Raw genomic sequence first — 20,451 nt, forward strand, 5'->3', positions numbered from 1 at the left:
GCGCGGCCGGTCTGTCGCCGGCGCTGCGCCGCATGTTGCCTGTGGGTCAGTCAGGGTGAGTTGCAGAGTGAGTTGCAGGGTCAGTTGAAGCGCACGTACTCGAAATCCATCGGCTGGCGGTTGACGCCGACCATCGGCGGCGCGATCCAGTTGGCGTACTTGCCGGGCTCGGTGACCCGGCCCATCAGCGACGCCACGAAGGCGCGGTCTTCGTCCGTCGCCAGCCAGTTGCGCTCGCCCGCCTGCCATTGCGCTTCGGTGAGCAGCTCGCCCGTCGGCGATACATGGACGTTGGCCAGGCTGCCGATCTTGCGGTTGAACGCCTTGTGCGGCACCGTCATGCGGAATGCGATGCCGTGCTTTTCGATCACCTTGTTCCAGCGCGCCACGCCGCCGAGCGTGTCCTTGACGTAGTCGTCGCGCAGCACCTCGTTGAGCGCGTTGAGCATGGGCACCTCGCGCTCGCCCAGGCGGCCGTCGGTGACGTCGAGGATGCGGTACACGTCGCCCTTGAGCACGTGGTCGTCGTCGCGCTTGCCTTCCTCGAAGCGGCCCTTGAGCCCGGCGCTGTAGAAGGTAGCGGCGTTGGACGACTGGTCGGCGCCGAACAGGTCGATGGTCACGCTGTAGTGGAAGTTGAGGTAGCGCTGGATGGTCTCGAGGTCGATCACGCCGGCGGCGCGCACGTCCGCGGGATCCTGGATATCGCGTTCGCGCATCACTTCGCAGGTGCGCTGGATCACGCGGGAGATGCCGGATTCACCCACGAACATATGATGGGCTTCTTCGGTCAGCATGAAGCGCGTGGTGCGCGCCAGCGGGTCGAAGCTGGATTCGGCCAGCGCGCAGAGCTGGAACTTGCCGTCGCGATCGGTGAAGTGGGTGAACATGAAGAAGGCCAGCCAGTCGGGCGTGCGCTCGTTGAAGGCGCCCAGGATGCGCGGGTTGTCCTTGTCGCCGGAGCGCCGTCCCAGCAGCGCCTCGGCCTCTTCCCGCCCGTCGCGCCCGAAATGGCGATGCAGCAGGTACACCATGGCCCACAGGTGGCGGCCTTCTTCCACGTTGACCTGGAACAGGTTGCGCAGGTCGTAGAGCGAGGGGCAGGTCATGCCCAGGTGGCGTTGCTGCTCGACCGAGGCCGGCTCGGTATCGCCCTGGGTGACGATGATGCGGCGCAGGTTGGCGCGATGCTCGCCCGGTACTTCCTGCCAGGCCGCCTCGCCCTTGTGCTCGCCGAAATGGATGCGGCGCGCCGGGTCGGCGGGCTGGAGGAAGATGCCCCAGCGATAGTCCGGCATCTTGACGTGGTCGAAGTGCGCCCAGCCGGAAGGATCGACAGATACTGCCGTGCGCAGGTAGACATCGTGCTGGTGCGAGCCTTCGGGCCCCATGTCGCGCCACCAGTCGAGAAAGGCGGGCTGCCAGTGTTCGAGCGCGCGCTGCAGCGCGCGGTCGTCGGACAGGTTGACGTTGTTCGGGATCTTCTGGCTGTAGTCGATGCTCACTGGGTGTCTCCTTGTCCTGTTTTTTTGTTGCGTGGACGGCTTGGATGGCTGGGTGGATGGGCTCAGACGCGGTCCCAGTCGAAGCGGGCCTTGTTGCCCGAGCCAAACACCTTGAGCGCGCCTTGCTCGCCCACGGCGTTGGGCCGGTTGAAGATCCAGTTTTGCCAGGCGGTGAGCCGGCCGAAGATGCGGGTCTCCATGGTTTCCACCGGCCCGAAGCGCAGGTTGGCTTCGAGCCCCGTCAAGGCGTCCGGCGACAGGCTGGCCCGCTCCTCGATGGCGATGCGGATTTCGTCTTCCCAGTCGATATCGTCGGGCGTGGCGGTGACGAGGCCGAGCGAGGCGGCGTTGATGGCGTCGAGCGGCGCGCCGATATGGTCCTGCACGGCCTGGATCGCCACCTCATCCTGATAAAAGCGCGCGGCCAGCCGCGTCAGCCCGTTGACGCTCGGATAGCGGCCGAAATTGGCGCTGCTGGCGAACACGCGCGGCGCGTCGTCCGGCGCGTCGGGCAGATGCAGCATATAGCTGCGGTCGGCGGCCAGGGCCAACTCCAGCAAGGTGCCGGCAAAGCAGGAATCCGGCTCGATCAGCGCGAACAGGGTGCGCGACGACACCTCCAGGCGCGCCAGCGTGCGGCGCAGCATGCCGATGGTTTCGCGCACGAACCAGTGGCCGGCATGCGTGTCCAGCAGGGCGTCGGTGGCCAGTACCTGATGGGGATCGCCCTCGGTCTTGAGGATCCACATGCCGATGTCGAGATGGTTGGCGCGCAGCGTGAGGATGGCGTCGTCGAACTCGCGCGCCATCTTCAGCGGCCACCAGCCGGGGCCGGCGGCAAGGATCGCGTCCAGCGTCTGCGGCTGGTGCTTACCCGGCCCGAATACCGTCAGCGTGGCCTTGCGGGCATGCTGGTCGATGTGTACCTGGATCGTGTCGTAGCGGTAGCCGTGCGCATCCTGGCTGCGCGACAGCGGCGTGAGCTTCACGCCGTCCTGGCCGGCAGGCCGGTCGCTCTGCGCGGCGAGCGCAAGCGCGCGCTGTTGCACGTGCTCCGCGAAGCGCGCCGGCTTGACCACGGCATCGACCAGCTTCCAGTCGTGCGCCCGCTGCCCGCGCACGCCCTCGGTGGTGGTGCAGAAGATGTCGGCGTGGTCGCGCCGCACGCGGCGCTTGTCGGTGATGCGCGTGAGTCCGCCGGTGCCCGGCAGCACGCCTAGCAGCGGCACTTCGGGCAGGCTGACGGCCGAGGAGCGGTCGTCGACCAGCACGATCTCGTCGCAGGCCAGTGCCAGCTCATAGCCGCCGCCGGCGGTGGTGCCGTTGCAGGCCGCGATGAACTTCAGCCCGGAATGGCGGCTGGCGTCCTCGATGCCGTTGCGGGTTTCGTTGGTGAACTTGCAGAAGTTCACCTTCCAGGCGTGCGATGACTTGCCGAGCATGAAGATGTTGGCGCCCGAACAGAAAATGCGGTCCTTGGCGCTGGTGAGGACCACGGTGCGCACTTCCGGGTGCTCGAAACGGATGCGCTGCACGGCATCGTGCAATTCGATGTCCACGCCAAGGTCGTAAGAGTTGAGCTTGAGCGCATAGCCGGGGCGCAGGCCGCCGTCCTCATCGACATCCATGGACAGCGTGGCCACCGGGCCGTCGAACGTCAGTTTCCAGTGGCGGTATTGCGCGGGGTCGCGCTCAAAGGTGACGGGGGCCTGTTCGGTGGCAGTGGGATCGTTGGGAGCGGCCGGGGCGGACATCGTGGTCTCCTTTATGCACTATATTGTCGATCATCCTTCGTGATGAAATATAGTGCACAACGGCCGCCGGCGCAATCCTTGCGCGATGTCCAGGCGCCAATCACGTGCCAATCACGCGCCAATGACTCGCAGATGGGCGCGCAAGGCTTGCAGGGAGGTGGTGGGATCCTGGCCGCTGGTGTCGATCGTCACGTCCGCGCGGGAGTACAGCGGGGTGCGCGCCAGCAGGATGCGGCGCAAATCGTCCATGGCTTCGCGGTTGCCTTCCATCGGGCGCATATCGCCCTGCGCCACCACCCGTGCCATGTGTTCCTCGGGCGAGGTCTTCACCCAGACCGTGTAGCAGCGTGCCAGCAGCAGGTTGAAGGTGGAGGGCTCCGAGACCAGGCTGCCGGGCGTGGCCAGCACCATGCGGTCGTTCTCGCGCAGCACGCGTTCGAGCGCGCGCATCTCGTAGCGGCGGTAGGCGGCCTGCCCGTAGAGTGAGTGGATCTCGGCCAGGCTGGCGCCGGCCTCCTGCTCGATGACACCGTTGAGTTCGACGAAGGGCACTTCCATGGCCGCGGCCAGCGCCCGCCCTAGGGTGGATTTGCCGGCGCCACGCAGCCCGATCAGCGTAATGCGGCGATGGCGCGCATCATGGGACGCGCTGGGCGCCAGGGCTTGGTGGCAAGCCTCGCGCACACGCGACAGGTCGGCCGCGGGCAGTTGCGCCAGCCATTGCACCAGTTGCGAGAACTCCGAGGCCGGCTGGCCACCGGCAGCGTGCTGCGTTTCCATCTCCGCCAGCACTACCGGCAACGGCACATCCAGCGCGCGCGCCACCTGGCGCAGCAGCAGCACGGACGCATTGCCGGTGCCGGTTTCCAGGTTGGCGAGATAGCGCTCGGACACCTCCGCGCCGCGCGCGAGGTCCTTGCGCGACATGCCCCGCGCTGCGCGCAGCGAGCGGATGCGCTCGCCGAGTTGCGTCAGGTAGGGATCGCGCTCGCCGGCAGGGCGGGCGTCGGTGGAGTCGGGGGCCAGCATTGAGTCTGGATCGCGGCGCATGGCGGGCGGATTCGGATGGGGAATGGGATCGGTTGGGGCCAGGATCGGGGTTGCGATTATAAGGGACGCGGCCTTCGTGTCATATAGTGCATTTCTCTGCTTGCATAATAGTTGATATGCAATAAAATGCATCGACAAATGCAGGTCAAGAAGAAAAAACACAAAAAAATCACGACAAACCTGACTCCGTCCCAAGGCGAAGTGCGACCGGGGGACGGCATCGAGGAGTGGAGACATGACGCCCCCAATTGCATCCCTGTCCCCGGCGGCCGATGCGACCGCTGTGGCCATTTCAGTGCTGCCGGCCCGCTACAACGCCGCCGCCGACCTGCTGTCGCGCAATCTGACGGCAGGCCGTGCCGACAAGACCGCCTACGTGGACGATGCCGGCTCGCTCAGTTTCGCCGCGCTCGACCAGCGCAGCCGGCGCTTTGCCGCGGCCCTGCTGCATGCCGGGATCCGCCCCGAGGAGCGCCTGCTGCTGTGTGCGCTCGACACCGTCGATTTCCCCACGGTGTTCCTCGGCTGCCTGCTGGCCGGCGTGGTGCCCGTGGCTGTCAACACCCTGCTGACCGTCGACGACTACGCGTACATGCTGGAGCACAGCGGCGCGCGCGCAGCTGTGGTTTCGGCGCCGCTGGCCTGCGTCATGCGCGATGCCATCGGCAAGGCTGGCACCGCGCCCGCGCTGATCCTCGCCGCACCGGATGCCGGCAGCGCCGGCCCGGGACCGAGCGTGGCCGAGATGGCCGGGCAGGGCGTGCCGCTGGAAGGCGCTGCCGCCACCCGGCCGGACGACATCGCATTCTGGCTGTATTCGTCCGGCTCCACGGGGCGTCCCAAGGGCACCGTGCACACGCATGGCAACCTGTTCCATACCGCCGATCTCTATGCGCGCCAGGTGCTTGGCCTGCGCGAGGATGACGTGGTTTTTCCGCGGCGAAGCTGTTCTTCGCCTATGGCCTGGGCAATGCGCTGACCTTTCCGCTGGCGGTTGGCGCCACCACCGTGCTGATGGCCGAACGCCCGACCCCGCAGGCGGTATTTCGCCGGCTGCGCGAGCAGCGCCCGACCGTGTTCTGCGGCGTGCCCACGCTCTACGCCGGCATGCTGGCCGCGAGCGACCTGCCGGGACGGCCGGACGTTTCGCTGCGCGTATGCACCTCGGCGGGCGAGGCGCTGCCCAAGGATATCGGCGACCGTTTCCACGCGCATTTTGGCTGCGACATCCTTGATGGCATCGGCTCCACGGAGATGCTGCATATCTTCCTGTCGAACCGTCCCGGCGATGTGCGCTACGGCACCACCGGCAAGCCGGTTCCCGGCTATGCGCTGAGGCTGCTCGATGAAGCGGGCCAGCCCTGCGCGCAGGGCGAGATCGGCGATCTCTTTATCAAGGGCCCGAGCGCCGCGCTGATGTACTGGGGCAACCGCGACAAGACCCGCGACACTTTCGTGGGCGAATGGACCCGCAGCGGCGACAAGTACCTGCAGGATGCGGATGGCTATTTCATCTACGCCGGGCGCAGCGACGACATGCTCAAGGTGGGCGGCATCTATGTCTCGCCATTCGAGGTCGAGGCCGTGCTCGCCTTGCACCCTGCCGTGCTGGAGGCCGCGGTGATCGGCGTGGCTGACGCGGACGAACTGGTCAAGCCGAAAGCCTTCGTGGTGCTGCGCCCCGGCCGGTCCTGGCACGACGGCATGGCGGCGGAGTTGCAGGCGTTCGTCAAGTCGCGGCTGGCCCCGTACAAGTATCCGCGCCAGATCGAGTGCGTGGCCGAGTTGCCAAAGACGGCCACCGGCAAGATCCAGCGCTTTCGACTGCGCCAGCGCGAAGAGGCTGCGCAGGCGGCCACCGCAGGGGCCACACCTGGACCGGCGATCGTGCCGGCAACGACCGAATGATGATGAAAGGCAAGGGCATGCAAAGCGAGTTGGTGGCAATCCCGTTCGACGGACGCCGTATCCAGGTGGAGATCCAGTGGCTGCGGCCAGAGCGCCACGAGCGCCCGCTGGTGGTCTTCCTGCACGAAGGGCTGGGCTCGATCAGCATGTGGCGCGATTATCCCGCCATGCTGTGCGAGGCCGGCGACTTTCGCGGGCTGGTGCTGTCGCGCTATGGCTATGGGCGCTCGACCCCGCGTCCCGCCGCGGAAAAGTGGGGCGTCGACTATATGCACCGCCAGGCGCGCGAGGCCCTGCCGGCGCTGTTCGACGCACTCGAGATCGGGCCCGGCCGCAAACGTGGCAAGCCTTGGCTGTTCGGCCACAGCGACGGCGGCTCGATCGCACTGATCCATGCCGCGAGCTTTCCGCAGGCGGTAGACGGCATCACCGTGCTGGCGCCGCATACCCTGGTCGAGGATGTCTCTGTGAGCAGCATCCAGGCCACTCGCGAGGCTTACCTGCAGACGGATCTGCGCAGCAAGCTGGCGCGCCACCACGACGATGTGGATTCCGCCTTCTGGGGCTGGAACGATATCTGGCTCGATCCGGCGTTCCGCGCCTTCGACCTGCGTCCGTTGCTGTCGGAGATCCGTTGTCCCGTGCTGGCGGTGCAGGGCGAGGACGACGAGTACGGCACCATGGCGCAGATTGAGGGTATCCATCGATATGCGCCACAAACCGTCCTGCTTAAACTCCCGCGATGCGGCCACTCGCCACACCGCGACCAGCCGGGGCCGTTGACGGACGCGGCGGTCAGGTTTATAACGGCACATACTTCATACCTAAAATAATTCCGCGCCCCCCGCGCGTCGGCCTGCAGTTCCCCCGTCTGGCAGCTAGCGAGGTCTGCGAATGCCGCGAACGGATGGGAGCCCCGCAGGCTGGCGATGCCGGCCCAGGCGACGGAAGTCGGCTTGACCACCAGGAGACATCCATGCATCGCTTCACATCGCGCGGGCTGGCCCCCGCATGCCTAGCCATCGCTGCATCCCTTGCCTTCGCCGCGGGCGCCAATGCCCAGGGCACCGGCAAGATCAAGGTTGGCTTCATGCTGCCTTACACGGGCACCTATGCATCGCTGGGCAACGCCATCGAGAATGGCTTCAAGATGTACGTGCAGGAGCAGGGCGGCAAGCTGGGCGGGCGGGAGATCGAGTACTTCAAGGTGGACGACGAGTCCGATTCGGCCAAGTCGCCGGAGAACGCCACCAAGCTGATCAAGCGCGACCAGGTCGATGTGGTGGTGGGCACGGTGCACTCGGGCGTGCAGATGGGCATCGTCAAGGTGGCCAAGGAAAACAACACGCTGCTGATCATTCCCAACGCGGGCGTGGATGAAGCCACCGGCCCGCTGTGTGGCCCCAATATCTTCCGTTCCTCGTTCTCGAACTGGCAGCCGGGCTACGCCATGGGCCACGTGCTGGCCGAGCGCGGCATGAAGAAGGTGGTCACGCTGACGTGGAAATACGCAGCCGGGGAGCAGTCGATCAAGGGCTTCAAGGAAGCCTTCGAGGCCAAGGGCGGCAAGGTGGTGAAGGAGTTGAGCCTGCCGTTCCCCAACGTGGAATTCCAGGCGTTGATCACGGAGGTTGCATCGATCAAGCCCGATGCGGTCTTCGTGTTCTTCGCCGGCGGCGGCGCCGTGAAATTCGTCAAGGACTGGGCCGCGGCAGGCCTCAAGGACAAGATCCCGCTCTACGCGTCAGGCTTCCTCACCGACGGCACGCTGGAGGCGCAGGGCGCCGCAGCGCAAGGCATCGAAACCACGCTGCACTATGCCGACGGCCTGTCCAACCCGCGCGACAAGAGCTTCCGCCTGGAATACGCCAAGGCCTACAAGCTGCAGCCTGATGTGTACGCCGTGCAGGGCTACGACGCCGCCCAGTTGCTGGCCGCCGGCGCCAGCGCGGTCAAGGGCGACATGAGCAAGAAGGCCGAGGTCATCAAGGCGATGGAGCAGACCAAGGTGGATAGCCCGCGCGGTGCTTTCACGCTGTCGAAGGCGCACAATCCGGTGCAGGATTTCTACCTGCGCAAGGTCGATGGCCGCGAGAACAAGCTGGGCGGCGTCGCGGTGAAAGCGCTGGCCGACCCGGCGCGCGGCTGCCGGCTCTGAGCGGTTGAACGCAGTGGCCCGCCGCCGTCAAGGCGCCGGGCCGAAGTCCGGCCCGGCGCCTCTTGGCGGGCCGCATACCGCAACCGAGTTGCCGCTTTGCCGCATGGATATCCATGGATATCGTTTCCTTTTTCATTCAGTGCCTTAACAGCATCCAGTACGGCTTGCTGCTCTTTCTTGTCGCGAGCGGCCTGACGTTGATCTTCGGCATCATGGGCGTGATCAACCTCGCCCATGGCAGCTTCTACATGCTGGGCGCCTACCTGGCCTTCACGCTGGCCGGGCTGACCGGCAGCCTGCTGATCGCCATTCCGCTGGGCATCGTGCTGGCGGTGGCGTTCGGCTATGTGCTGGAATGGGTGTTCTTCAGCTATCTCTACGAGCGCGAGCATCTCCAGCAGGTGCTGATGACCTACGGGCTCATCCTCGTGTTCGAGGAACTGCGCAGCATCCTGGTGGATGACGACGTACATGGCGTGACCGTGCCGGCGATGCTCGACTGGTCGCTGCCGATCGGCAATGACATGACCTATCCGGTCTATCGCCTGTTTATCTCCGCGATCTGCCTGCTGGTGGCCGTGGCCATGTACCTGGTGATCCGTCGTACACGGCTTGGCATGATGATTCGCGCTGGCGCTACCAATCGCGAGATGGTGCAGTCGCTGGGCATCAACGTCACGGTGCTGTACCGCTTCGTGTTTGCGCTGGGCGTGGCCCTGGCGGTGCTGGCCGGCATGATCGCCGCGCCGGTGTCCTCGGTCTATCCCGGCATGGGCAGCCAGGTGCTGATCGTGTGCTTCGTGGTGGTGGTGATCGGTGGCATCGGCTCGGTCAAGGGGGCCATGGTGGCCTCGCTGCTGCTAGGTTTCGTCGATACCTTCGGCAAGGTGTTCTGGCAGGAGGCCTCCGGCGTGCTGGTCTATCTGCTGATGGCACTCATCCTGCTCTGGAAACCCCAGGGCTTGTTCAAGGCGGGGTAGGGATATGCCGAGCGATACCAATGCATTGGACGGCCCGGTGCGCGCGCGCACCGGCCCCATGCCCTGGCTGGGCGGACTGGGCTGGCTGGTGGCGTTTGCGATGCTGGCGGTGCTGCCGCTGCTGCTCAATTCGGATGGGCAGCGTTTTTATATCGAGCTGCTCAGCAAGGTCATGATCATGGCCATCTTCGCGCTGTCGCTGCAGTTGCTGATCGGCTACACCGGGCTGGTCAGCCTGGGCCACGCGGCCTACTTCGCCATGGCCGCCTACGCCACCGCGATGATGGCGCCGCAGGCCGGGCCGGGCAACGGCTGGCTATTGCTGCTGGGCGCGCTTGGCGCGGCGGCGCTGCTGGCGCTGGTGGTGGGGGCGCTGGTGCTGCGCACGCGCGGCATCTATTTCATCATGGTCACGCTGGCGTTCGCGCAGATGGTGTATTTCGTCTTTCACGACACCAAGATCGCGGGCGGCAGCGACGGTACCTATATCTACTTCCGGCCGGAGTTCGGCCTGCTGGGGGCGCACCCGTTCGACGTGAACGACGTCACGCATTTCTACTGGCTGGTGCTCGGCGCGCTGGTGCTCACGGTGGCGGGGCTGGCGGTGGTGCTGCGCTCGCGCTTCGGCCATGCGCTGGTGGGCATCAAGCATAACGAGCAGCGCATGCGCGCCGCCGGCTATGCCACCTATCGCTACCAGCTTGGCGCATTCGTGGTGGCCGGCACCTTTGCTGGCCTGGCGGGCTACCTGTATGCCATCCAGTACGGCTTCGTCAATCCGGAGATCGCGTCCTGGCACCAGTCCGGCAACGCCATGCTGATGGTGATCCTGGGTGGCGCCGGCAGCCTGGCAGGCGCGGTGCTTGGGGCCTTCTCCTTCGTCTTGCTCGCCGAGTGGTTCAGCACGCTGACCAAGCACTGGCAGTTGCTGATGGGCGGCTTTGTCATCGTGGCGGTGGCCTTGCTGCCGCATGGACTGATCAGCCTGGCCCGTGGTGTCGCGCGCCAGCGCGAAGGAGGATCCCGATGAACGCACCCGTACCTGCACCGGTCTTGTCGGCCCGCAAGCTGACGCGCCGCTTTGGTGGCCTCACCGCGGTGGGCGACGTGGACCTGGACCTGGCCTTGCACGAGATCCATGCGGTGATCGGCACCAATGGCGCGGGCAAGTCCACGCTGATCAATATGCTGTCGGGCGAACTGCCGCCTTCGTCGGGCGCGCTGCAATTGCAGGGGCGCGACGTGACCGGCTGGTCGCAGCCGCGCCTGGCGCGCGAGGGCGTGGGCCGCAGCTACCAGCGCAACAATATCTTCCTGCCGCTGACGGTGCGCGAGAACTGCCGCCTGGCGGCCCAGTCGCGCGCGCAGCGGGCCTGGCGGCTGTGGGAGGGCGCGCAGCGCTGCCGCACCAGCCGCGCGCTGGGCGACGAAGCCCTGGAGTGCGCCGGCCTGGCTGGCTGTGCGGATATCGTTGCCACGGCGCTGTCGCATGGCCAGAAGCGCCAGCTCGAGGTGGCGATGTGCCTGGCCACCCAGCCCACCGTCCTGCTGCTGGATGAGCCTTTGGCCGGCATGGGGGCGGAGGAGTCGGCGCGCATGCTTGCGCTGTTGCGTTCGCTGCGCGATGGCCATGCGGTGCTGCTGGTCGAGCACGACATGGAGGCGGTGTTCTCGGTCGCGGACCGGATCACGGTAATGGTCAACGGCACCGTGATCGCTTCGGGCAATCCCGACGCGATCCGTGTCAATCGCGAAGTCCAGCAGGCTTACCTGGGCGAGGACGGTGAGGACGCCGAGGACGGCGAGGCTGGGGCAGTCTCCCGCCAACCGGCCCTGCATGGGGAGCAGGCGGCATGAGCGGGCAAAGCGAGATGATTGCCGCACGCGGCGTGCATGCCTGGTATGGCAGCAGCCATGTCCTGCGCGGGATCGATTTCAGCGTCGGCGCAGGCGAGACCGTGGGCTTGCTGGGGCGCAACGGCATGGGCAAGAGCACGCTGCTGCGGACCCTGCTTGGCCATGTGCGGCAGCGCGAGGGCACCATCCTCGCCGCCGGGCGCGACGTCTCCCGTGCGCAGCCGTATGAAGTGGCGCGCCTGGGCGTGGCCTATGTGCCCGAAGGACGGGGCATCTTCCCCAATCTATCGGTGCGCGAGAACCTCTTGATGGCGGCGCGCAAAGGGCCGTCTGGCCGGATGGACTGGGACGAGGCAAGGGTGCTGGACCTGTTCCCGCGCCTCAAGGAGCGCCTTGGCCACGGCGGGCAGCAACTGTCCGGCGGCGAGCAGCAGATGCTGTCGATCGGCCGGGCCCTGATGACCAACCCCGACTGCCTGATCCTGGATGAGGCGACCGAAGGGCTGGCGCCGCGCATTGTCGCCGAGATCTGGCAGGTCATTGCCACCGTGCGCGCCACCGGCATTGCGTCCGTGGTGGTGGATCGCAACTACCGTACGGTGCTGGCCAATGCCGATCGCGTGGTGGTGCTGGAAAAGGGCATGGTCGTCATGAACGGGCCTGCGGCCGAACTGACGGTGGACCCCGGCTTGCTGGACCGCTATCTTGGAGTCTGATCGGCGTCTGATCCGCGCCTAGTTGTGACTAAGTGCGCACAATCTGTGGCCGTGCAGCAACGTGCGTATCCCCCTATTCGTATGCAATTTGGTGGTCCACCCCGCGCAAGCGCTTGACCAGGCGGGACTTCCCTCGCATGCTTGCCACGTCACCAGCACGAGGCAGGTTTCTCAAGGCAGGATGCTCCCTAGTGGTCGTCACCCGGCACTTCATCTAGAATGGCGCGCGTTTGTGCAATGCAATAGCGGCGCGGTGCCGTTGCGCCATCTCAGGCGCACATACCGTGCGCCGATGCCGTTGCACGAGCCTTTCAACCTTACCTTTATCCATGACCCAGCCCGCATCCAGTCATTATTTCGTCGAAAGTCCCAGCAAGCGAGCGCTGGTGATCGGGGCGATCGGCGTCGTCTTCGGCGATATCGGTACCAGCCCGTTGTACGCCCTGAAGGAGTGCTTCAGCACCGAGCACGGCATCCCCTTTAGCGAAGCCGCTGTCATGGGCATCATCTCCATGTTGTTCTGGGCGATGATCATCGTGGTGTCGCTCAAGTACGTGATGTTCGTCATGCGCGCCGACAACGACGGCGAGGGCGGCATCCTGGCCCTGATGGCGCTGGCGCTGCGTACCGCGGCGCCGCGCTCGCGCATGGCAAAGCTGCTGATGATGTTCGGCATCTTCGGCGCCTGCATGTTCTATGGCGACGCGGTGATTACCCCGGCGATCTCGGTCTTGTCCGCGGTGGAGGGCCTGGAGATCGCCGCGCCCGGGCTGTCGCACTTCGTCATACCGATCACGCTGGTGATCCTCGTGGCCCTGTTCATGATCCAGCGCAGCGGCACCGCCGCCGTGGGCAAGCTGTTCGGGCCCATCATGATGGTGTGGTTCCTGGCGCTCGGCGCCCTGGGCGTGTACCACATGATGCATGTGCCCACGATCCTGATGGCAGTCAACCCGTACTATGCGGTGACCTTCCTGATGGAGCATTCGCTGCAGGCGTTCGTGGTGCTCGGCTCGGTGTTCCTGGTGCTGACCGGCGCCGAAGCGCTGTACGCGGACATGGGCCACTTTGGCATCCGGCCGATCCGCATGGGCTGGTTCGCGGTGGTCATGCCATGCCTGATGCTGAACTATTTTGGCCAGGGCGCGATGCTGCTGCAGAACCCCGAAGCCATCAGCAACCCGTTCTACCTGATGGTGCCGCAGCCCCTGCTGATGCCCATGGTGCTGCTGGCCACGGGCGCCACGGTGATCGCCTCGCAGGCCGTCATCTCGGGCGCCTTCTCGCTGACCAGCCAGGCCATCCAGCTGGGCTTCGTGCCGCGCATGCGCATCCGCTACACCTCGGCTGCTGAAATCGGCCAGATCTACCTGCCGGTCATCAACTGGATCCTGCTGGTGCTGGTGGTGATCGTGGTGGTGGCCTTCAAGAAGTCCGACAACCTGGCGGCCGCCTACGGTATCGCGGTGACGACCACCATGGTGATCACCACATTCCTGGCTGCCGTGGTCATGCGCAATGTGTGGAAGTGGAACCCGGTCCTGGTGACCTTGATCGGCCTGACGTTCCTGCTGGTCGACCTGGCATTTTTCTCGGCCAACCTGCTCAAGATCGCCGAGGGCGGCTGGTTCCCGCTGCTGATGGGCGCCACCGCCTTCTTCCTGCTGATGACCTGGCACAGCGGGCGCAAGCTGCTGCGCGCACGCAGCCTGGAAGATGGCATTCCGCTCGAGCCGTTTATCGGCGGCCTGCTGGCGCACCCGCCGCATCGGGTCGAAGGCACGGCCGTATTCCTGACCGGCAACACCGAGTCGGTACCGGTTTCGCTGCTGCACAACCTCAAGCACAACCGCGTGCTGCATGAGCGCGTGGTGTTCCTGAGCTTCGTCACGCGCGACGTGCCCTATGTGGACGATGACCATCGCCTGACCTGCAAGGATCTTGGCGGCGGCGTGTTCATCCTCAAGTCCGAATACGGCTTCAAGGAAACGCCGGATGTGCAGCGGGTGCTGGACCTGGCCCAGCGCAAGCTCAACATGCAGTTCGAGCTGATGGAAACCTCGTTCTTCATCGCCCGCGAATCGGTGATTCCGTCGAAGCTGCCGGGTATGTCGATGTGGCGCGAAAGCCTGTTTGCCTGGATGCATCAGAACGGCGCCAAGCCCTCGGACTTCTTCCAGATTCCGGCTAACCGGGTGGTCGAGCTGGGGACCAAGGTGGAGATCTGACGGCTGCCCCCCGGTTCGCATGGGGTAGTTTCGGCTTGGATAGCCTCACTTAATGCCCGAGGGCTGCAAAATTCTTTGATATCGAGATTTTGTAGCCCTCGGGCATCGTTTTTTGGTTGATGTTTGTCGCGTAGCGCGCTGCAGCAGTGGGCGCATCTGGCGTGGCACCTGCTGGTGAACTATGTGGTTCGCAATGCCGATTGCCATGCGAAGAACATCGCCTTGACCGCCCGCTGAAAGAAAAAAGCCCCTGTGCATGGCACAGGGGCTTTTTACGTCAGCCGCGCGATGCTCAGCGCTTGAGCTTGGCGAAGGCCGCCGCCATGGCGCCGGACGGCTCCTCGCGGCGCTGGCCGCCACCGAAGCCCTTGCCCTGGCCGGGGCGCTGGCCCTGACCCTGGCGCGGCGCATTGCCGCGGTCCGTCTGGCCCGCACGCACCGGGCCCTGGCCGGGTTCGTCATCCAGGCGCATGGTCAGGCCAATGCGGTTGCGCTTGACGTCCACCTCCATCACCTTGACCTTGACGATCTGGCCAGCCTTGACCGCTTCGTGCGCGTCCTTGATGAACTTGGTGGACAGGGCGGAGATGTGGACCAGTCCGTCCTGGTGCACGCCGATATCGACGAACGCGCCAAAGGCGGCAACGTTGGTGACCACGCCTTCGAGCACCATGCCCGGCTGCAGGTGCTTGATGTCTTCCACGCCGTCCTGGAAGTTGGCGGTCTTGAACTCGGGGCGCGGATCGCGGCCGGGCTTTTCCAGTTCGGAAAGGATGTCGCGCACCGTCGGCAGGCCGAAGGTCTCGTCGGTGAAGGTGGTCGGCGACAGGCCGCGCAGCGCATCGCGATTGCCCATGACATCCGGCAGGCCCTTCTTGATATGGTCCAGGATGCGCTTGACCACAGGATAGGCTTCCGGGTGGACCGAGGAGCGGTCCAGCGGATTGTCGCCGTCGTTGACGCGCAGGAAGCCGGCGGCTTGCTCGAACGTCTTGTCGCCCAGGCGCGGCACCTTCTTGAGCGCGGCGCGATTGGGGAAGGCGCCGTTGGCATCGCGGTACTCGACGATATTGCGCGCCAGCACCGTGTTCAGGCCGGACACGCGGGCCAGCAGCGGGGCCGAGGCGGTATTCACGTCCACGCCCACGGCGTTCACGCAGTCCTCCACCACGGCGTCCAGCGCGCGGGCCAGCTCGCGCTGGTTCACGTCATGCTGGTACTGGCCCACGCCGATCGATTTCGGATCGATCTTGACGAGTTCCGCCAGCGGATCCTGCAGGCGGCGAGCGATCGAGACCGCGCCACGGATCGACACGTCGAGGTCCGGGAATTCCTTGGCGGCCAGCTCCGATGCGGAGTAGACCGAGGCGCCGGCTTCGCTGACCACGATCTTGGTCAGCTTGGCCTCGGGCAACGCCTTCATCAGGTCCAGTACCAGCTTGTCGGTTTCGCGGCTGGCGGTGCCATTGCCGATCGAGACCAGCATGACATTGTGCTGCTTGGCCATGCGCGCCAGCGTGGCGAGCGAGCCGTTCCAGTCGCGGCGCGGCTCGTGCGGGTAGATGGTGGCGGTGTCGATCAGCTTGCCGGTGGCGTCGACCACGGCCACCTTGCAGCCGGTGCGGATGCCTGGGTCGATGCCCATCACGGACTTCGGGCCAGCCGGCGCGGCCAGCAGCAGCTCGTGCAGGTTGCGGCCGAACACCTTGATGGCTTCGCCCTCGGCGGTTTCGCGCAGCTGGGTCAGCAGCTCGGTTTCCAGGTGCGGCTGCACCTTGACGCGCCAGCACCAGCGGCAGACATCGGCCAGCCACTTGTCGGCCGGGCGGTTCTGGTTCTGGATGCCGACATGGCGCGCGATCATGCCTTCGCACGGGTGCGGCACCATGGCGTCCTGTTCCTCGCCCAGGCCGAGCTTGACCATCAGCACGCCGGCATTGCGGCCGCGGAACAGCGCCAGCGCGCGGTGGGACGGGATGGTGCGGATGGTTTCGCTGTATTCGTAGTAGTCGCGGAATTTTTCCTCTTCCGCGCCTTCCTTGCCTTCCATCACCGACGAGGTGACCAAGCCATTGCTCCACAGGTGCTCGCGTACCTTGCCGAGCAGTTCGGCGGTTTCGCCAAACTGTTCCGACAGGATGTCGCGCGCGCCATCCAGCGCGGCCTTGATGTCCGGCACGCCGCCGTCGGCGGTGGGGTTGCCGTTGACGTACTTGGCGGCCTCGGCCTGCGGGTCCAGCGTGGGGTCGGCCAGCAGCGCGAGCGCCAACGGCTCCAGCCCGCATTCGCGGGCGATCTGGGCGCGGGTGCGACGCTTGGGCTTGTAGGGCAGGTAGAGATCTTCCAGGACCTGCTTGGTCTCTGCGCCTTCGACGGCTGCGCGCAGTTCGGGCGTCAGCTTGCCCTGTTCCTCGATCGAGGCGAGGATGGTGGCTCGGCGCTCTTCCATCTCGCGCAGATAGAGCAGGCGTTCTTCCAGGTTACGCAGATGCGTGTCGTCCAGGTTGCCGGTCACTTCCTTACGATAGCGCGCAATGAACGGCACGGTCGCGCCTTCGTCGAGCAGTTCTACGGCCGCCGCCACCTGGCGGGGTTGGACGGACAGTTCGGCCGCGATGAGCGACACGATCTTTTGCATGACGGAAGCTGGCAGAGTGGACATCAGGAAAACAGTCGGTCGAAAGCGGGGCATTTTGCCACAAGCTTGGCGCCCCGCGGCGGGGCGCTTTGGGCGGGGGCTGCCTGCGTGACCCGGGGTGCCCGCAGGGGCGGTGGCGCGGCGTGAGGATGCCGGCCGGCTTGTATGTCAACAAGCGTGGCAACATGCGCGGCAACCGGCGGGGCGGATGTTAGAATCCAAGCATGATCGTCAAGCCACATCCGACCGCCCAAGCGGTCGCGTTCCCCGACCGCCCCGCCACGCCGGCCGTGCTCCGTGCGACCCGCTTCCTGCCCGCGCAGGTGCGGCTCGCCGTGCTTGTCACTGGCCTGGCGGCGTTGTTCCTGCCATCACTTGGCCAGGCGCAGGCGGCTCCTGGCGCCGCGCAAGCCCCTACCGTGGCACCCGCGGCGCCCGCGGCGCAAACGCCGCCCCGGGATTTCGCGGCGGAACGCAAGGCCATCAGCGACTCGCGTGCCTGGACCACTTATCGCTATGGCAAGGCGGAGCACGATTGCTACAACAAGTTCTTTGTCACGCATTGCATCGACAAGGCCAAGGACGCGCAGCGTGCCGAGTTGCAGGTGCTGCGCAAGCGGGAGCTTGAGGTCGGTGACGCGGAGCGCGCATTCAAGGCGGCCGAGCGTGACCGGCAACAGGCGATCCAGCGCGCCCAGTACGAAGCGGAGCAGCCCAACCGTGACGCCAACGAGCGCGCCAGCCGCGAAAGCTACGAGCGCAAGCAGCAGGAGCAGAAACTGCGCGATGCGCAGCACGAGGCCGATGCGCCGCAGCGCGCCGCCAATGCTCAGGCCTATGACAAGAAGCAGGCCGATTTCGACGCCCGCATCAAGGCCGCGCAGGAGCAGGGCGCGCAGCAGGCCAAGCAGCGGCAGGAAAATGTAAAGGCCTACGAGCAAAAGCAGCGCGATGCCGCGCAACGGCAGAAAGACGTCGAAGAGCGTCGTGCCAAGGCCAAGGAGCAGCAGGGGCCGGCGTCCGCGCCGCGTCCCTTCGGTTTCTGAGCGGCGAGACGCCGCGCCCACAGCCGGGGGCAATACCGGCGACAATAGCCGGTGCCAGACGTCGGCGCGATGCACCTGGCCGCGCCCACGTCATTTGCCGTACCGGCCCGCCGGCGCCCAGCGCCGGCCTTGAGCGGGAGAGCTGATGGACCGCAACCTGAATACCTTATCGCGACAGATCATGGAGTTGCAGATCGAGCATCGCGATCTCGATTACCTGATCGACCGCATGGCGGCGGATGCCTCGCATGACGAGCTGCAACTGCGCAGACTGAAAAAGCGCCGTCTCAAGCTCAAGGATGCGATTACCTTGCTCCAGCTTCAGCTCGAGCCGGACGTGCCCGCCTGATTCCCCTTGTCCCGGGCCGCTCTTGAAGCGGCTCGCCAAAAGCCTCGCCTTGCCTGACTCCGAAGACCTGCCCGCCGCCACCGTAACGTCAGATCCGTCTGATCAGTCCGCTACGCCTGATACGCCCGACTCGCCCGAGACGCCGGCGGCCAGCGCCGCCGGGCCGTCCGGCACGGCGGCTTCGCACGCCGCCCAACTGGCCACCATCTTTGCCGAGACCGGGACCCTGGCCACCGGCATCGAGGGCTATCGCCCACGCGCGGCGCAGGAGCAAATGGCCGCAGCCGTGGCCGGGGCGATCGAGCGCGCGGACACGGTCATCGTCGAAGCCGGCACGGGCACGGGCAAGACCTTCGCCTACCTGGTTCCGGCCATGCTGTGGGGCGGCAAGGTGATCCTCTCTACCGGCACCAAGAACCTGCAGGACCAGCTCTTCCTGCGTGATATCCCCACGGTGCGCAAAGCGCTCAATGTGCCGGTATCGGTGGCGTTGCTCAAGGGGCGGGCCAACTATCTCTGCCACTACCACCTGGAGCGGGCCGAGATCCAGGGCCGCCTGGCTTCGCGCCAGGATGCCGCCTGGCTGCGCGAGATCGCCCGCTTTGCCAAGGTCACGTCGTCAGGCGACAAGGGCGAGCTGGCCTCGGTGCCGGAAAACGCGCCGGTCTGGCAGCTGGTCACCTCGACCCGCGACAACTGCCTCGGCACCGAGTGCCCGAGCTACAAAGAGTGCTTTGTGATGCGCGCCCGCAAGGAAGCACAGCAGGCGGACATCGTGGTGGTCAACCACCACCTGTTCTTTGCCGACGTGGTGCTGCGCGACACCGGCATGGCCGAGCTGCTGCCGGCTGCCAATACGGTGATCTTCGACGAAGCGCACCAGCTCCCCGATACGGCCACGCTGTTTTTCGGCGAGAGCCTGTCGACCAGCCAGTTGCTGGAGCTCGCGCGGGACACCGTGGCCGAAGGCCTCTCGCATGCGCGGGACGCCGCCGACTGGGTGCGGATCGCGGCACCCCTTGAGCGCGCCGCGCGGGACCTGCGCCTGGCCTTCACCCGGGACAATTCCCGCCTGGCGGTGAGCCAGATCGAGGCGGATCCCCGCATCGGCAAGCCGTTCTTCGAGACGCTGGATGCGCTCGAAACCGCGCTGTCGGAGTTCGTGACCCTGCTGGAAAGCCAGGCCGAACGCGCCGAGTCGCTGGAGCAGTGCCATCGCCGCGCGGTGGAGCTCGACCAGCGGCTGGCCGCCTGGCGCAACGATTCCAAGGGGCGCCGCCGGCGGCCGCCGTAGAGGGCGATGAAAAAGCCCCGGCCAGCGCGGCATTCGGACCGGAAACCGTGCGCTGGGTCGAGGTGTTCTCCCAGACCGTGCAGTTGCACCGCACGCCCTTGTCGATCGCGCCGATCTTCACGCGCCAGCGCGAAGGGCACCCGCGCGCCTGGATCTTCACCTCGGCCACGCTATCCGTGAAGGGCAATTTCACGCACTATGCGGCCCAGCTCGGCCTGGACAAGGACAAGTCGCTGACGTTGCCCAGCCCGTTCGACTACGCCACCCAGGGCTTGCTCTACGTGCCGCGCGACCTGCCGGCGCCGCAGTCGCCGCAGTTCACCGACGCCGTGGTGCAGACCGCGCTGCCGCTGATCGAGGCCGCCGGCGGCCGCGCTTTCCTGCTGTGCACCACGCTGCGGGCAGTGCAGCGCGCCTCCGACCTGCTTTACGAGGCCTTCGCGGAACGCGGCCTGGAGTTGCCCTTGCTGGTCCAGGGCCAGGCCAGCCGTACCGAATTGCTGGATCGCTTCCGCGAGCTCGGCAATGCCGTGCTGGTGGGCAGCCAGAGCTTCTGGGAAGGCGTCGACGTGCGCGGCGAGGCGCTCTCGCTGGTCATCATCGACAAACTGCCGTTTGCCCCGCCAGACGACCCCGTGCTGGCGGCGCGCATGGAAGTCCTGCAGAAGAAGGGCCTGAGCCCGTTCGCCGTGCATCAGTTGCCGCACGCCGTGATCACGCTCAAGCAGGGCGCGGGGCGACTGATCCGCTCGGAATCCGACCGTGGCGTGCTGGTGATCTGCGATACCAGGCTGGTGGAGAAGCCCTACGGCCGCCAGATCTGGCAAAGCCTGCCGCCCTTCAAGCGCACGCGCGAGGCCGAGACGGTGGTCCGCTTCCTGGAGTCGCTGCGCGATGGCGAAGGCGCGCCGGCGGCTGACGACGCCGGAGGCGAGGCCGCGCTTGATTGACCGCCTGGCGCGGCGGCA

At 66.2% G+C, this 20,451-nt stretch carries 13 protein-coding genes and 2 pseudogenes; 11 read left to right on the plus strand and 4 right to left on the minus strand.

The window, feature by feature from the left end; all coding sequences use genetic code 11:
- Window positions 1-80: 80 nt before the first annotated feature.
- The 3 genes from boxB to OMK73_RS36535 all read right to left on the minus strand — a co-directional run bounded on the left by boxB (window position 81) and on the right by OMK73_RS36535 (window position 4,309).
- Window positions 81-1,505 carry a benzoyl-CoA 2,3-epoxidase subunit BoxB gene (boxB, locus tag OMK73_RS36525; RefSeq protein ID WP_267606268.1) on the minus strand — a complete coding sequence of 475 codons (1,425 nt, stop codon included), beginning with the start codon at window positions 1,503-1,505 and terminating at the stop codon, window positions 81-83.
- Between the two features lie 62 nt (window positions 1,506-1,567).
- On the minus strand, window positions 1,568-3,259 hold the full coding sequence (gene boxC, locus OMK73_RS36530) for a 2,3-epoxybenzoyl-CoA dihydrolase (protein ID WP_267606269.1): 1,692 nt from the start codon (window positions 3,257-3,259) through the stop codon (window positions 1,568-1,570).
- Between the two features lie 111 nt (window positions 3,260-3,370).
- Window positions 3,371-4,309 (minus strand): helix-turn-helix transcriptional regulator, encoded by a 939-nt coding sequence (locus OMK73_RS36535; RefSeq protein WP_267606270.1) that lies wholly within the window; start codon window positions 4,307-4,309, stop codon window positions 3,371-3,373.
- A gap of 235 nt (window positions 4,310-4,544) precedes the next feature.
- Here OMK73_RS36535 and OMK73_RS36540 point away from each other — a divergent pair.
- From OMK73_RS36540 to OMK73_RS36575, 8 genes and pseudogenes are all read left to right on the plus strand, one after another.
- A pseudogene (locus OMK73_RS36540) lies at window positions 4,545-6,217 on the plus strand (benzoate-CoA ligase family protein).
- 17 nt (window positions 6,218-6,234) lie between these two features.
- Window positions 6,235-7,050 carry an alpha/beta fold hydrolase gene (locus OMK73_RS36545; RefSeq protein ID WP_267606271.1) on the plus strand — a complete coding sequence of 272 codons (816 nt, stop codon included), beginning with the start codon at window positions 6,235-6,237 and terminating at the stop codon, window positions 7,048-7,050.
- A 143-nt stretch (window positions 7,051-7,193) separates the two neighbouring features.
- On the plus strand, window positions 7,194-8,375 hold the full coding sequence (locus OMK73_RS36550; protein WP_267606272.1) for an ABC transporter substrate-binding protein: 1,182 nt from the start codon (window positions 7,194-7,196) through the stop codon (window positions 8,373-8,375).
- A 113-nt stretch (window positions 8,376-8,488) separates the two neighbouring features.
- Window positions 8,489-9,355: a branched-chain amino acid ABC transporter permease gene (locus tag OMK73_RS36555; protein WP_267606273.1), complete on the plus strand. Its 867-nt coding sequence runs from the start codon at window positions 8,489-8,491 to the stop codon at window positions 9,353-9,355.
- 58 nt (window positions 9,356-9,413) lie between these two features.
- Window positions 9,414-10,385, plus strand: a complete 972-nt coding sequence (locus tag OMK73_RS36560; protein ID WP_267606640.1) for a branched-chain amino acid ABC transporter permease — start codon at window positions 9,414-9,416, stop codon at window positions 10,383-10,385.
- Complete coding sequence (locus OMK73_RS36565; protein ID WP_267606274.1) at window positions 10,382-11,212, plus strand: ABC transporter ATP-binding protein; 831 nt, start codon at window positions 10,382-10,384, stop codon at window positions 11,210-11,212. The genes OMK73_RS36560 and OMK73_RS36565 overlap by 4 nt, the downstream gene beginning before the upstream one ends.
- Window positions 11,209-11,928, plus strand: a complete 720-nt coding sequence (locus OMK73_RS36570; protein WP_267606275.1) for an ABC transporter ATP-binding protein — start codon at window positions 11,209-11,211, stop codon at window positions 11,926-11,928. The genes OMK73_RS36565 and OMK73_RS36570 overlap by 4 nt, the downstream gene beginning before the upstream one ends.
- A 329-nt stretch (window positions 11,929-12,257) precedes the next feature.
- A complete protein-coding gene (locus OMK73_RS36575) occupies window positions 12,258-14,156 on the plus strand; it encodes a potassium transporter Kup (protein WP_267606276.1) in 1,899 nt (632 codons plus the stop codon).
- Window positions 14,157-14,448: 292 nt separating this feature from the next.
- Here OMK73_RS36575 and OMK73_RS36580 read toward each other — a convergent pair whose 3' ends face one another.
- Window positions 14,449-16,818: a Tex family protein gene (locus OMK73_RS36580; RefSeq protein ID WP_267606277.1), complete on the minus strand. Its 2,370-nt coding sequence runs from the start codon at window positions 16,816-16,818 to the stop codon at window positions 14,449-14,451.
- Window positions 16,819-17,018: 200 nt separating this feature from the next.
- Between OMK73_RS36580 and OMK73_RS36585 the strand changes: the two genes are divergently transcribed.
- From OMK73_RS36585 to OMK73_RS36595, 3 genes and pseudogenes are all read left to right on the plus strand, one after another.
- Window positions 17,019-17,840 (plus strand): hypothetical protein, encoded by an 822-nt coding sequence (locus OMK73_RS36585; protein WP_267606278.1) that lies wholly within the window; start codon window positions 17,019-17,021, stop codon window positions 17,838-17,840.
- Between the two features lie 145 nt (window positions 17,841-17,985).
- A complete protein-coding gene (locus OMK73_RS36590) occupies window positions 17,986-18,189 on the plus strand; it encodes a DUF465 domain-containing protein (RefSeq protein ID WP_267606279.1) in 204 nt (67 codons plus the stop codon).
- 67 nt (window positions 18,190-18,256) lie between these two features.
- Window positions 18,257-20,433, plus strand: a pseudogene (locus OMK73_RS36595) (ATP-dependent DNA helicase).
- Window positions 20,434-20,451: the final 18 nt, after the last annotated feature.

It is taken from the genome of Cupriavidus sp. D39, assembly GCF_026627925.1.
Classification (GTDB): domain Bacteria; phylum Pseudomonadota; class Gammaproteobacteria; order Burkholderiales; family Burkholderiaceae; genus Cupriavidus; species Cupriavidus ulmosensis.